This is a genomic window from Pseudonocardia sp. ICBG1034, assembly GCF_020131375.1.
Lineage (GTDB): Bacteria > Actinomycetota > Actinomycetes > Mycobacteriales > Pseudonocardiaceae > Pseudonocardia > Pseudonocardia alni.
Genome location: NZ_JAHLEK010000021.1, coordinates 259466 through 272976 on the forward strand (window position 1 = coordinate 259466; position 13511 = coordinate 272976).

At 74.0% G+C, this 13511-nt stretch carries 12 protein-coding genes; 6 read left to right on the top strand and 6 right to left on the bottom strand.

Annotated features, from left to right (window positions below):
* Positions 1-13 precede the first annotated feature (13 nt).
* Both KPF22_RS22830 and KPF22_RS22835 read right to left on the bottom strand, forming a co-directional pair.
* Positions 14-1195 carry an MFS transporter gene (locus KPF22_RS22830; RefSeq protein WP_224403234.1) on the bottom strand — a complete coding sequence of 394 codons (1182 nt, stop codon included), beginning with the start codon at positions 1193-1195 and terminating at the stop codon, positions 14-16.
* Between the two features lie 79 nt (positions 1196-1274).
* Positions 1275-3425 (bottom strand): malate synthase G, encoded by a 2151-nt coding sequence (locus KPF22_RS22835; RefSeq protein ID WP_208821075.1) that lies wholly within the window; start codon positions 3423-3425, stop codon positions 1275-1277.
* A gap of 175 nt (positions 3426-3600) precedes the next feature.
* On the opposite strand from KPF22_RS22835, the gene KPF22_RS22840 reads away from it, so the two are divergent.
* The 3 genes from KPF22_RS22840 to KPF22_RS22850 are packed head-to-tail and all read left to right on the top strand — an operon-like array spanning position 3601 to position 7653.
* A complete protein-coding gene (locus KPF22_RS22840; protein ID WP_224403235.1) occupies positions 3601-5055 on the top strand; it encodes an FAD-binding oxidoreductase in 1455 nt (484 codons plus the stop codon).
* A gap of 56 nt (positions 5056-5111) precedes the next feature.
* Positions 5112-6257, top strand: a complete 1146-nt coding sequence (locus KPF22_RS22845; RefSeq protein WP_224403236.1) for an FAD-binding oxidoreductase — start codon at positions 5112-5114, stop codon at positions 6255-6257.
* Between the two features lie 7 nt (positions 6258-6264).
* Positions 6265-7653, top strand: a complete 1389-nt coding sequence (locus tag KPF22_RS22850) for a (Fe-S)-binding protein (protein ID WP_224403237.1) — start codon at positions 6265-6267, stop codon at positions 7651-7653.
* 12 nt (positions 7654-7665) lie between these two features.
* Here KPF22_RS22850 and KPF22_RS22855 read toward each other — a convergent pair whose 3' ends face one another.
* Entirely contained in the window at positions 7666-8040 is a 375-nt protein-coding gene (locus tag KPF22_RS22855; protein WP_208821069.1) for a hypothetical protein, read from the bottom strand.
* A gap of 281 nt (positions 8041-8321) precedes the next feature.
* Between KPF22_RS22855 and KPF22_RS22860 the strand changes: the two genes are divergently transcribed.
* On the top strand, positions 8322-8564 hold the full coding sequence (locus KPF22_RS22860; protein WP_224403238.1) for a hypothetical protein: 243 nt from the start codon (positions 8322-8324) through the stop codon (positions 8562-8564).
* A gap of 60 nt (positions 8565-8624) precedes the next feature.
* Here the strand turns inward: KPF22_RS22860 and KPF22_RS22865 are convergent, their stop codons facing one another.
* Together KPF22_RS22865 and KPF22_RS22870 are read right to left on the bottom strand one after the other, a co-directional pair.
* Positions 8625-10400, bottom strand: a complete 1776-nt coding sequence (locus KPF22_RS22865) for an L-lactate permease (RefSeq protein WP_208826759.1) — start codon at positions 10398-10400, stop codon at positions 8625-8627.
* Positions 10401-10504: 104 nt separating this feature from the next.
* Complete coding sequence (locus tag KPF22_RS22870; protein WP_224403365.1) at positions 10505-11491, bottom strand: thiamine-phosphate kinase; 987 nt, start codon at positions 11489-11491, stop codon at positions 10505-10507.
* Between the two features lie 100 nt (positions 11492-11591).
* Here KPF22_RS22870 and KPF22_RS22875 point away from each other — a divergent pair, with 100 nt between their 5' ends.
* Positions 11592-11828: an Lrp/AsnC family transcriptional regulator gene (locus KPF22_RS22875; RefSeq protein ID WP_020627802.1), complete on the top strand. Its 237-nt coding sequence runs from the start codon at positions 11592-11594 to the stop codon at positions 11826-11828.
* Between the two features lie 28 nt (positions 11829-11856).
* Positions 11857-12378, top strand: a complete 522-nt coding sequence (locus tag KPF22_RS22880) for a DUF3515 domain-containing protein (RefSeq protein WP_208826755.1) — start codon at positions 11857-11859, stop codon at positions 12376-12378.
* Here the strand turns inward: KPF22_RS22880 and KPF22_RS22885 are convergent, their stop codons facing one another.
* Positions 12379-13449, bottom strand: coding sequence for a D-alanine--D-alanine ligase family protein (locus KPF22_RS22885; RefSeq protein ID WP_208826753.1), 1071 nt, complete (start codon positions 13447-13449; stop codon positions 12379-12381).
* Between the last annotated feature and the right edge of the window lie 62 nt (positions 13450-13511).

Genomic DNA, 13511 nt, shown 5'->3' on the forward strand with positions numbered 1-13511 from the left:
CCGTGGCCGCGGGTCAGGGCACCGCGGTCCGCTCGCGCGGGGACCGGCGCACCCGGTGCGCCCCCGCCCGGACCAGGCCCAGGCAGACCGCCTGCACCCCGGCGACCACGAGCAGCAGGACCGGGTACCCCGCGATCCCGGTCAGGGCGGACAGCAGCATCGGCAGCAGGAAACCGGCGTAGGTCAGCGAGTAGAACACCGCGGTGAGCCCGGCCAGGTGCTCCGGCGCGGCGATGCGCTGGACCTCCTGCAGTCCTGACAGCAGCACGAAGCCGTAGCCGGCGCCGAGCAACGCGGCGGCACCGAACGCGACCGGGACGGAGCGGCCGGCGGCACCCGCCGCGGCCGCCACCGTCCCGACGACGACGAGCGCGAGCCCGATCCGGGTGGCGGCGAGCGGCGAGCGGGCGTCGATCGTCCGGGCCGCGGACTGGGCGAGGAAGCCGCAGCCCAGGGTGACGGCGGTGAGCAGCGTCGCGACGAGCAGCCCGTAGCCGCCGACGACGTCGCCGAGCGCGGTCGGCTGCACCGCGAACGACAGCGCGGCGGCGCCGAACACCCACGGCGCGGCGGGCAGCACCAGCCACCGGAAGCGGGGGTGCGCGGCGGCGGGCACCCGCAGGTCGCGCAGCCAGGACCGGGAGCGGCCCGGCACGACCGTCTCCGGGGCCGCCACGAGCCACCAGGTGACGGGGACCATGAGCGCGATGTGGACCAGGTAGGGCAGCTCCATCGGCAGCGGTGCGAACTGCGCGAGCAGCCCGCCGACCAACGGTCCGAGGCCGAAGCCCGCGGTGAGCGCGAGCGCCGCCCGCCGGGCGCCCTCCCCCTCGCCGGACAGCTCCTTGACCCACGTCGTGGCCACCGCCATCGCGACGCCGATGCACAGGCCGAACAGCAGCCTGCCGGCGTAGAGCAGGATCTCGGAGAACGCACCGAGCGCGATGACGGCACTGGCCGGGATCGACGCGGCCGTCGCGGGCAGCAGCACCCGGCGGCGGCCCCAGCGGTCCGACGCGGGCCCGCCGATGAGCAGGCCCGGGGCGAGACCGAGCACGTAGACACCGAAGAACGCGGCGACCACGGTCGGCGAGTAGTGCCCCTGCTCGCGGTACATGACCATCAGCGGGCTGAACTGGTTGGCGCCGTAGCCGACGCCGAACAGCACGGCGGCCGGCCGCGTCCACGGCTTCACGATCGGTCTCCTCCTCGGAACGCGACGACGCCCCCGGGAACCGGTCCCGGGGGCGTCGTCGTCGACGGTGGTGTGCGGCCTAGGCCGCGGCCTTGGCCCGCTGACGCCAGCGGGTCAGCGTCCGCTCGGTGTAGCCGTTGGGCTCGGTCGCCCCGCTGAACACCAGCTCCAGCGCCGCCTGGAACGACTCGCTGGACTCCAGGTCCTTCGCCATCGCGGGGTAGCCGTCCTCGCCGGCGTTCTGCTCGTCGACCACGGCGGCCATCCGGGCGAAGGTGTCCCGCACGGTCTGCTCGTCGACCACGCCGTGGGCGAGCCAGTTCGCGACCAGCTGGGCGGAGATCCGCAGGGTGGCGCGGTCCTCCATCAGCCCGACGCCCTCCAGGTCCGGGACGGTGGAGCAGCCGATGCCCATGCCGACCCAGCGCACCACGTAGCCGAGGATCGACTGGGCGTTGGTCTCCAGCTCGTGGGTCACGTCCTGCGCCGACAACGACGACGCGTCGGTCACCGGGACCTCGAGCAGGTTGCGACGGTCCGCGGTGGTGCGGGAGGCGATCTCGTCCTGCACCGCGTGCACGTCGACGCGCAGGTAGTGCAGCGCGTGCAGGGTGGCCGCGGTGGGCGAGGGCACCCACGCGCAGTTCGCACCGGCCTTCGGGTGGCCGATCTTCTGCTCGATCATCTCGGCCATGGCGGCGGGCTTGGCCCACATGCCCTTGCCGACCTGCGCGGTATGGGCGAACCCGGCCGCGAGCGCGACGTCGACGTTGCGGTCCTCGTAGGTCTTCAGCCAGGTGGTGGACTTCATGTCGCCCTTGCGCAGCACCGGGCCCGCGGCGAAGCAGGTGTGGATCTCGTCGCCGGTGCGGTCCAGGAAGCCGGTGTTGACGAAGATGACCCGGTTCGCGGCCTCGGCGATGCAGGCGGACAGGTTGACCGTGGTCCGCTTCTCCTCGTCCATGATGCCGATCTTGAGCGTGTTCGCCTGCAGCCCGAGGGCCTCCTCGACGGCGCCGAACAGCTCGACGGTGAGCGCGACCTCCTCGGGCCCGTGCTGCTTGGGCTTGACGATGTAGACGCTGCCCGCGCGGGAGTTGGTGTGCGGGCCCTTCCCCTGCAGGTCGTAGAGCCCGGCGACGGCCGAGACGAGCGCGTCGAGCACGCCCTCGGCGACCTCGGCTCCGTCGGCGGTGCGCACCGCGTTCGTCGTCATGTGGTGGCCGCAGTTGCGGACCAGCATCAGCGAGCGCCCGGGCAGGGTGAGGTCGGAGCCGTCGGCCGCGGTGTACTCGCGGTCCGGGTTGACCCGGCGGGTGACGGTCCTCCCGCCCTTGCGGAACTCGGCGGTCAGGTCGCCGCGCAGCAGTCCGAGCCAGGTGCGGTAGGCCAGCGCCTTGTCCTCGCCGTCCACGGTCGCGACGGAGTCCTCGAGGTCGACGATCGTGGTGACCGCGGACTCGAGCACGACGTCGGCGACGTCGGCGTGGTGCTGGGTGCCGACCCGGGTGGTCGGGTCGATCGTGATCTCCAGGTGCAGCCCGTTGCGGGTCAGCAGGACCGCGCCGCGGCCGTCGCCGTCGACCGGGCGGAACCCGGCGAACTGCGCGGGGTCGGCCAGCCCGACCGTGCCGGTCGCGCCGGTGTCGACGACGAGCCCGTCGGTCGAGGCCCGGTAGGCGGTGGCGTCGGCGTGGCTGCCCTTCGCGAGCGGGAACAGCTCGTCGAGCAGCTCGTCGGCGGCGGTGATCACCTGCGCGCCGCGGCGCTCGTCGTAGCCCTGTGCGAGCTCACCGTCCTGCGGGAGCGCGTCGGTGCCGTAGAAGGCGTCGAACAGCGAGCCCCAGCGGGCGTTGGCGGCGTTGAGCGCGTAGCGGGGCACGGTGGAGGGCACGACCAGCTGCGGGCCGGGGACCTCGGCGATCTCCGGGTCGACCCGGTCGACGCCGATGGTCGGGGACTTCTCCGGGAGCAGGTAGCCGAGGTCGGTGAGGAACTTCTCGTACTCCTCGACCGACCCGACCCCGTGCTCGCGGTGCCACTCGTCGATGCGTGACTGGATCTCGTCGCGACGGGCCAGTGCGTCGGCGATCCTCGGGGCGAAGCGCTCCTGGAGCCCGGCCAGGGTCGCCCAGAAGTCGTCCGCCGTGAGGTCGACGTCGGACAGGAGCTCGCCCTCGACGAAGGACCTCAGGTGCTCGTCGATCTGCAGGCCGGCGGTGTCGGCCATCTGTGACCACCCTCTCCGTGTGGATGTCAGAACTGGTCGTATTCCTACCAGTGGATTATCTTTTCCGCATCACGGAAGTGACACGGACCCTGGCCGCGACGTCGAACAGGCGTGGCGTCACCGTGTCGACGTACCCTCCCGTGAGCCCCGCCACGCGCAGCAAGGGAGTGCAGCGATGCCTCTGGCCCGCTCGATCCACGACGAGTTCGTCGCCCTCCTGGGCGCGGCGGACGTGCTCGACGACCCGGTCCGTACCCGCACCTACGAGTGCGACGGCCTGACCGGCAGCCGGGTCGTCCCCGAACTGGTCCTGCTGCCCCGCACCGCCGAGGACGTCGCCGGGTGCGTGCGGATCTGCGCCCGGCACCGGATCCCGTTCGTCGCCCGCGGCGCCGGGACCGGCCTGTCCGGCGGCGCGCTGCCGGTGGCCGAGGGCGTCGTCATCGGGCTGAACCGGCTCAACCGGGTGCTCGAGGTCGACCCGGAGAACCGGCGCGCGGTGCTGGAGCCGGGCGTCACGAACCTCGAGATCACCGCGGCCGCGTCGCCGTACGGGCTCTACTACGCCCCGGACCCGTCGAGCCAGCAGGTGTGCACGATCGGCGGCAACGTCGCGGAGAACTCCGGCGGCGCGCACTGCCTCAAGTACGGCTTCACCACCAACCACGTGCTGTCGATGGAGGTCGTGCTCCCCGACGGCGAGGTGGTCACCCTCGGCTCGGACACGATGGAGCAGCCCGGGCCCGACCTGCGCGGGGTGTTCCTCGGCTCCGAGGGCACGCTCGGCATCGTCACGAAGGTCACCGTCCGGCTGCTGCGCACCCCCGAGGTCATGCGCACGCTGCTGGCGGACTTCCCGTCGGTGTCGGCGGGCGGGCAGGTCGTCTCCGACATCGTCGCGGCCGGGATCGTGCCCGCCGCGGTCGAGATGATGGACGCGCTGGCCATCGAGGCCGCCGAGGGCGCCACCGGCGCCGGCTACTCCCTCGACACCCCGGCCGCGCTCGTCGTCGAGCTGGACGGGACCGTCGAGGAGTGCGAGGAGCAGTTCGCGCTGGTCAAGGAGATCTGCGACCGGCACGGCTGCACCCGGCTGCACATCGCGGGCTCCCCCGAGGAGCGGGCGAACATCTGGCGAGGCCGCAAGGCCGCGTTCGCCGCGGTCGGCCGGATCTCGCCGGACTACATCGTCCAGGACGGCGTGGTCCCCCGGACCCGGCTCGCCGAGATCCTCGAACGGATCGACGAGATGGGCACCGACGCCGGGCTGCGCGTCGCGAACGTCTTCCACGCCGGCGACGGCAACCTGCACCCGCTGGTCCTGTTCTCCGCCGCCGAGGGCCAGACCGAGCAGGCCGAGCACCTGTCGGCGCAGATCGCGGAGCTGTGCGTCGAGATGGGCGGCTCGCTGTCGGGCGAGCACGGCATCGGCACCGACAAGGCCTGCTCCATGCCGCGGATGTTCGGCGAGGACGACCTGGCCGTCATGCGCCGCATCCGCGACGGCTTCGACCCCGACCACATCTGCAACCCCGGCAAGCTCCTGCCCACCCCGCGGCTGTGCGGTGAGAAGCCGGGGCTCTACCGGCCGCACCCGCTGGAGGAGGCGGGCCTGATCGAACGGCTGTGACCCGTCCGGCCGACCTGTCCGACCGACCCGTACGAGACCCGGAAGGGCCCGACGACATGACACGCGCTGCTCCCACCACGCTGCGCCCCACCTCGGCGAAGGAGGTCCGGGACGCCGTCCTGGACACCCCCGGCCGCCTCGCGATCACCGGCGCCGGCACCGCCACCGGCTGGGCCGGCCGCACGGCCGACGACGTCGCCGCGACGCTCGACCTCTCCGCACTGTCCGGGGTGATCCACCACAACCCCGGCGACATGACCGTCTCGGTGCACGCCGGGACCCCGGTCCGCGCGCTGCAGGAGCAGCTGGCCGAGCACGGTCAGCGCCTCGCGTTCGACGCCGCCCGGGTCGCCCGCGGCGCCACGGTCGGCGGGCTCCTCGCCACCGCCGACGCCGGTCCGTCCGCCCTGGTCTGGGGCGGTCTGCGGGACCTGGTCATCGGCACCACCTCGGTACTCGCCGACGGCACGATGGTCCGTTCCGGCGGGCACGTCATCAAGAACGTCGCCGGCTACGACATGGCCAAGCTGATGCACGGCTCCTACGGCACCTTCGGTCCGCTGGTCGAGGTCGTCCTGCGGCTGCACCCGGTCCCGAAGGCCGTCGCCTGCGTGGGCGTCGACGGCCCGGTGACCGAGGCCGCGTCGCGGGTGCTGGAGCTGATGGCCAGCCCGCTGGAGCCGATCGCCGTCGAGTGGGTCTCCGGTGACCCGGGACGCCTGCTGGTCCGGTTGGAGGGCGGGGCCCGGACCCTGCCCGCACGGGTGGAGCGGCTGCGTGAGCTGCTCGGCGCCGACGCCCGGGAGGTGGGCGCGGACGCGTGGGACGCCCACGCGTCGCTGACCGACGGTCCGCACGCCGGCGGTGACGGCGACGGGCCCGCCCTCGACGGCGCCGTCGTCCGGATCGGGTGCGCACCGACCCGGCTGGCACCGCTGGTGGAGCAGCTGCCCGCCACCGCCGTCACGGCCGGCCTCGCGACCGGCGTCGCGACCGTCACCGTGCCGGGGGCCGCCGTCGCGGAGGTGCACGACGCCGTCGCCGCGGTCGGTGGCACCAGCGTGCTGCGTGACCGGCCCAAGGCCCTCGACGCCCCCGCGTGGGGCCCCGCACCGTCCGCACTCGCCCTGCTCAGGGCCGTCAAGACGCAGCTCGACCCCGAGGCCCGGTTCGCCGCCGGCCGCTTCGCCCCCTGGATGTGAGGCACGCATGACGAGCACCCACGAGCCCGCAGGCACCCCGACCGGGGCGGCCGAGACCAAGATCCCCCAGCAGGGCCCGAGCGCGTTCGACGACGTCCACCCGCCGCAGCGCGAGCTGCTCGACGACTGCGTCCACTGCGGCTTCTGCCTGCCGACCTGCCCCACCTACGTGCTGTGGGGCGAGGAGATGGACTCCCCGCGCGGCCGGATCCTGCTGATGGACCTGGCCGAGAAGGGCGACATCGGCCTCGACGGGCCGTTCACCGAGCACATGGACAACTGCCTCGGCTGCATGGCGTGCGTGACCGCCTGCCCGTCCGGGGTGCAGTACGACAAGCTGCTGGAGTCGGTGCGCCCGCAGATCGAGCGCAACGTGCCCCGCAGCGCGTCGGACAAGCTGTTCCGCGACGCGATCTTCGCGCTGTTCCCCTACAAGCGACGGCTGCGGGCGGCCGCCCTGCCCGGCGCGCTGTACCAGCAGCTGCGGAAGGTCCCCGCGATCCGCAAGCTCGCCGAGAAGCTGCCCGGTCAGCTCGCGGCGATGGAGTCGCTGCTGCCGCCGGTCTCGGTGCGCGAGGCGTTCGCGACGCTCCCGGTGCACACCCCCGCGGTCGGCACCCGCCGGGCCCGGGTCGCGCTGCTCACCGGCTGCGTGCAGGACGTGTTCTTCCACCGGGTCAACGAGGCCACCGTGCGGGTGCTCGCCGCCGAGGGCTGCGACGTGCTCGTCCCCCGCGACCAGCAGTGCTGCGGCGCGCTGGAGGTGCACGCCGGGCGCGAGGAGTCCGCGCTGGACCGGGCCCGGCGCACCATCGCCCGCTTCGAGACCCTCGACGTCGACGCGGTGGTCACCAACGTCGCCGGCTGCGGCTCGTCGATGAAGGACTACGGCCACCTGCTCGCCGACGACCCCGCCTGGGCCGATCGCGCGGCACGCTTCTCCGCCCGCTGCCGCGACGTGCACGAGGTGCTGGCCGAGCTGTACTCCCGGGAGGACGACGGCGGCCCCCGCGCCCCGCGGACCCCGGTCACCGGCCGCGTCGCCTACCACGACGCCTGCCACCTCGGGCACGCCCAGGGCGTCCGCAACCAGCCGCGCGAGGTGCTCCGGACGATCCCCGAGCTGGAGCTCGTCGACATCGCAGAGGCGTCGCTGTGCTGCGGCTCGGCCGGCATCTACAACATGGTGAAGCCGGACGCGGCCGCCGACCTGGGCGTGCGGAAGGCGGAGAAGATCCGCGACGCGAAGCCGGACGTCGTGGTCACCGCGAACCCGGGCTGCCTGCTGCAGATCGGCAAGTACCTGCCGAACGAGGACTTCGCCGACGTTCCGCTGCTGCACCCGGTGCAGCTGCTGGACGCGAGCATCCGGGGGGCGGCGGTGCCGCGGCGCTGACCCCCGCCCCTGTCAGGAGGGGCGCCGCCGGGCACGGCCCACCGGGCGCCGGTGCGACCGGCGCCATGCCGTGGCGCCGGCCGGCCGGGTACGTCCGGGCGTCCCGCCGGCCGGGCCGGGGGCCCCGGGGTCACCTCCGGGGCGCCGCGGCAGGGACGGCCCGGCATCGGTGGACGCGGCGGGGCCGGACGGCTCGTCCGGCCGCCGGTGCGACGCCCGCAGCTCCGCACGCAGCGCGACGATGTCCCACTTGCGGGCGGTGTGCTCCCGCTCGAGCCGCTCCAGCCGCCGGTGGGCCAGCACGAGCAGCACACCGGCGGCGATCCACCCCGCCAGGGCGGCCCACGCCACCACCGCCGCCAGCCCCGACACGTCCGCTCCGTCCACCCGTCCCACCTGCTCGGCACTCACCGTAGCGAGCACCCGGGGCTCCGACGGCGTGCCGGGTGAGCCACCGCACACGTCTCCGGAGCACGTCACGTCGGTACCCTGGGTGTGCAGGCACCGCCGCCCCGCGCTCCCCTCCCCGGGCCCGCGGCGGCCCGTCACGGATGCGGTACGCGCGGATGGACCCCGGCCCCGGCGGGTACGGGTCCCGGCGATGCGCCCCGCCCGAGACCGTGAGGAGGCCGGAGATGCAGCAGGCCGTCGGTAACGATCCGACCACCGTGAGCGATGGACCGGCCGTGGAGGAGACGACCGTGCACCCCGAGAAGACCCCGTCGCCCGATGCGCGCCACTTCCCGCAGACCCTGGTCGCGATGGACCCGCCCACCCTCCCGGCGGCCCACCTGACCCCGCCGCCCGCGGAGTTCCGGCAGTTCCCGGCCCCGCAGCGGTCGGTGCCCGGTCATCCGACCCTGCGGAGCCGGCTGCGCCGGGTGCTGCTGTTCTGGCGCCGCGGCTCCTGATCCACACGACGACGGCCCGGTCCCCACAGCGATGGGGACCGGGCCGTCGTCGTCCCCGGGTCAGGCCGGCAGCCGGGCCGCCGCCCGCCGCAGGCCCACCACGATCGCGGCCAGTGTCAGCAGCACCAGGGTGAGCAGCACCGTGCCGGTGTTGAGTCCGACGCCGTGGATCAGCACGAACGCCAGCCCGCCCGACAGCAGGCAGTAGTACGTCATCGGGATGATCGTCATCCGGATCACGTCGCCCTCCCGGCCGAGCAGCCCCACCGTCGCCGACGCGGCGACGACGTTGTGCACCGTGATCATGTTCCCGGCGGCGCCGCCGACCGCCTGGGCCGCGACCACCGTCTCCGGGGTGGCGCCGATGTTCTCCGCGGTCGCGAACTGGAACAGGGCGAACGTCAGGTTGGACACCGTGTTCGACCCGGCGACGAAGGCCCCCAGGGCGCCGATCCACGGTGCCAGGACCGGCCAGGCCGGCCCGGCCACGGCCGCGGCCCCCTCGGCCAGCGTCAGCGGCATCGAGGCCAACCCGGTCGTGTTCAGCTCGGCGCCGGAGTTGATCAGGATGCGGACCAGCGGCAGCGCGAACAGCAGCGCGACCGCGGCCCCGGCGAGCTGGCGTCCCGACACGGCCCATGACGTCGCGACCTGGCGGCCCTTCATCCGGTGCAGGGCGTAGGTGACCAGGCAGACCAGCAGGAACACCGCTCCCGGCGAGTAGAGCGGCTGCAGCGTCTCGTCGATGCCGGTCCCGAGGATGTCCGCGGGTCCGACGGTGATTGCCGACAGCGCCTCCTTCACCGGCGCGACGGTCCGGGTCAGCACCAGCACCGCCGCGACGAGCACGTAGGGCGACCAGGCCAGCCAGGTGCTCATCCGGGTGCCGGTGACGCCGTCGTCGGCACCCGCGGAGATGGTGCCCGTCCAGCGGTCGAGCCACCGCTCGCGAGGCGGGAAGTCCCACACCGTGCGCGGCATGAGGAAGCCGCGACTGGAGGTGAACATCACCAACGCCAGCCCGACGAGCCCGCCGAGCAGCGACGGGAACTCGGGCCCGAGCAGCGCGGCGACGAGCACGTAGGGCACGGTCATCGCGAACGCGGCGTAGAGCGCGAACGGGGCGACCGCGAGGCCCTCGGCGAAGCTGCGGTTCTCCCCGAAGTAGCGGGTCAGCAGGCACACCAGGAACAGCGGGACGAGCGTCCCGGCGACGGCGTGCAGCGCTGCGACCTCCAACCCGATCGCGGACAGGTAGCCGGTCGCGTCCAGGCCGAGCGCGGCGGTGCGCGCGTCGACCTCGGCCGACCCGGACAGCCCCTGCCCGATGCCGGTGAGCACGGGCGTCCCGGCGGCGCCGAAGCTGACCGGCGTGGACTGGATCACCATGCCGACCAGCACCGCGGCCAGCGCCGGGAAGCCGAGCGCCAGCAACAACGGCGCGACGACGGCCGCCGGGGTCCCGAACCCCGACGCACCCTCGATGAACGACCCGAACAGCCAGCCGATGATGATCGCCTGGACCCGCCGGTCCGGGCTGATGCCGGTGAACCCGGCGCGGATGGTCGCGAGCGCGCCGCTCTGGGTGAGCGTCTGCAGCAGCAGCAGCGCACCGAAGATGATGTAGAGCAGGCCGACCGCGATGATCAGGCCCTCGATCGTCGACGCGACGATCGCGGTGGTGCCCATCCCCCAGACCAGCGACCCGATCAGGGCCGCCGCGACGAAGCCGAGCGGCATCGCGTACTTCGCGGGCCAGCGCAGCCCGACCAGCAGGACCGCGACGACGAGGATGGGGGTGAGAGCGAGCAGGCTGAGTACGCCCAGGTTGTCCACGGTGACACCCCTCCGGTGGGGGCGATTCGCGACACATGTCCGAATCGCCCGATCGTGAGGGCACGATGTCACCCGTCCCGGCGCCGCGCAAGCACGATGTGGAATCAGTATTTCGCGAAGTGGACCCAGCCGCCGTCACCGTCGTAGGGACGGCCGTCGACGGTGACCCCCGGGCCCGCCTCGTCGGGTGCCTCCACCGCCCCCACCTCGGTCCAGCCCTGGGGCAGCGGCACGTCCCCGGGGAAGGTCGCCGCCAGCGCGTGGTCCTCACCACCGGTCAGGATCCAGCGCAGCGGGTCCAGGCCCAGCGCGGACGCGATCTCCGCCATCCGCGAGGCCACCGTGAACGCCCGCGACCGCAGCCGCAGCGCCACCCCCGAGGCCCGCGCGACGTGTGCCAGATCGGCCAGCAGGCCGTCCGAGACGTCGATCATGGACGTGGCTCCGGCGTCGGCGGCCTGCGGACCCGCGGAGTAGGGCGGTTCCGGGACCCGGTGCGCGTCGACCAGCGCCGCCGGGGAACGGAACCCGCGCCCGAGCACCGCCAACCCGGCCGCGGACCAGCCCAGCCGCCCGCAGACCGCGACCCGGTCCCCCGCCCGGGCCCCGGAGCGCAGCACCGGGGCCCGGCCCTGCAGGTCCCCCAGCGCCGTCACCGAGACGACGATCACCGGCGCCGAGGTCAGGTCGCCCCCGACGAGCCCGGCCCCGGTCGAGCGGGCCTCGGCCCACAGCCCGTCGGCCAGCTGCTCGAGCTGCGCCGCGGGTGTCGACGAGGGGCACGCCAGCCCCACCAGCAGCGACGTGGGCACCGCCCCCATCGCGGCGATGTCGGCGAGGTTCGCGGCCGCGGCCTTGCGTCCGACCTGCTCGGGGCTCGACCAGTCGAGCCGGAAGTGCACGCCCTCGACGAGCACGTCGGTGCAGGCGACGACCCGCCCGTCGGCGGCGGTGACGACGGCCGAGTCGTCCCCGGGACCGAGCTCCGTCGTAGCCGGCTGGACACGGTCCGTGGTGACCCGGTCGATCAGTGCGAACTCACCGACCTCCCGGAGTGAGACACCGGTCTCGGAACCGCCCTCGGGCGTGATCGCGGATGGGGACACGGGGGCGGCCTCCGGTAGGTTCTGCGTCCGACATTCCTGCCGCCAACCATCCGGCAGGACGGCAGTTACCGGAAAGGGGCACGCCGTGGTGCAGGCATACATCCTCGTCCAGACCGAGGTCGGCAAGGCCGCCTCCGTCGCCTCCGAGATCGGGGGTCTGCCGGGCGTGGTCTCGGCCGAGGACGTCACCGGCCCGTACGACGTGATCGTGCGCGCCGAGGCGGACGACGTCGACGAGCTCGGCCGACTGGTCGTGGCTCGGGTGCAGAACGTCAACGGGATCACCCGGACGCTCACCTGCCCCGTGGTCAAGCTGAGCTGAGACGGGCGCGGACGTGGCAGGGGCACGCGTGTCACCACCGGTCGCGGTGGCGATCGCGCTGCCCCTGCTGCTCGCCCTCGTCGTGGCGGGGCTCGCGGTCTGGGCCCGCCTGACGACGGGGCCGGACACCGGCCCCCTGGAGCTTCCCGCGCGGGCCGCACCCCAGGCGTCGTCGACGTCGTGCGACGCGGTGCTGCGCGCGCTGCCGGCCGGCATCCCCGGCGACACGGGGGACCTCACGCCGCGCGAGATCGACCCGCCGGTCCCCGGCGCGCGGGCGTGGGTCGCCGAGCCGGAGCCGGTGGTGCTGCGCTGCGGCACCGAACGGCCGGCCGAGCTGGGGCCGACCTCACCGCTGATCGTCGTCAACGGGGTGAGCTGGCTGCCGCTGGCGACCCCGCAGGGCGCGCTCGCGACGACCTACGCCGTCGTCGACCGCGGGGTGTACCTGGAGCTGTCCGCGCCCGCGGAGACCGGTCCGGGGCCGCTGCAGGCGGTGTCCGACGCGGTCGTCGACACCCTCCCGCCGCAGCCGGTGCGGGTCCGGTAGCTACCGCAGCCCGGTCCCGCGGGCCAGCGCGGTGTCGACCATGGTGCTGAGCAGCTCGGAGTAGTCGAGCCCGGTGACCGCCCACATCTTCGGGAACGCCGAGCTCGGCGTGAACCCGGGCATCGTGTTGACCTCGTTGACGGTGATGTCGCCGTCGTCGGTGACGAAGAAGTCGACCCGGGCCAGGCCCTGCACGTCGAGCGCGCGGAACGCGGTGATCGCCTTCCAGCGCAGCGACTCGGTGATCTCGTCGTCGAGCTTGGCGGGGATCTGCAGCTCGGAGGTGTCGAGGTACTTGGACTCGAAGTCGTAGAACTCGCCGTTGTAGCGCAGCTCGGCGGGCAGGCTGGCGCGGACGCTGCCGTCGGGGAACTCCAGCACCGCGCACTCGATCTCGCGGCCGGGCACGGCCGCCTCGACGAGCACCTTCGGGTCGTGCCGGCGGGCCTCGGCGACGGCGGCGTCGAGCGCGGCCGGGTCGGTGACCCGGGTGACGCCCATCGAGGACCCGGCGCGGGCCGGCTTCACGAACAGCGGCAGCCCGAGCCGGTCGCGGTCGGCGAACCCGATGTCGGTGCCGGGGCGGAGCACGACACCGTCGGCGACCTTCAGACCCTCGGCGCGCAGCAGCTTCTTCGCGAACTCCTTGTCCATGCCGACCGCGGAGGCCAGCACGCCGGCGCCGACGTAGGGCAGCCCTGCCATCTCCAGCAGCCCCTGGATGGTGCCGTCCTCGCCGAAGGCCCCGTGCAGGATCGGGAAGACCACGTCGACCGAGGTCAGCGCCTCGCGCGCGTCGAGGCGGACCAGGCCGCGGCCCGGCTCGCCGGGCAGCACCAGGGCCTCGGCGGTCCCGTCGACCTCGGGCAGCTCGCGACCGGAGATCGCCAGCCGGGCCGGGTCGGACGGGCCGACCACCCACGCGCCGTCCGGGGTGATCCCGACCGGGACCGCCTCGAACCGCTCCGGGTCGAGGTGGGTCAGCACGCTGCCCGCGGACACGCACGAGATCGCGTGCTCGGAACTGCGGCCGCCGAAGACGACGGCGACCTTCACCCGGTCGGCACTCATGGGGCCCGAGGGTAGGCGGCGGCTCCGCCGGGTCGCACAGCCGGGCGTCGGCCCCGCCCCTC

Bases quoted from the DNA above. Each gene is read 5' to 3' on its own strand.
- KPF22_RS22885 (WP_208826753.1), bottom strand. From the start codon at position 13,449: ATGAGTGCCGACCGGGTGAAGGTCGCCGTCGTCTTCGGCGGCCGCAGT.
- KPF22_RS22840 (WP_224403235.1), top strand. From the start codon at position 3,601: ATGCCTCTGGCCCGCTCGATCCACGACGAGTTCGTCGCCCTCCTGGGC.
- KPF22_RS22845 (WP_224403236.1), top strand. From the start codon at position 5,112: ATGACACGCGCTGCTCCCACCACGCTGCGCCCCACCTCGGCGAAGGAG.
- KPF22_RS22835 (WP_208821075.1), bottom strand. From the start codon at position 3,425: ATGGCCGACACCGCCGGCCTGCAGATCGACGAGCACCTGAGGTCCTTC.
- KPF22_RS22850 (WP_224403237.1), top strand. From the start codon at position 6,265: ATGACGAGCACCCACGAGCCCGCAGGCACCCCGACCGGGGCGGCCGAG.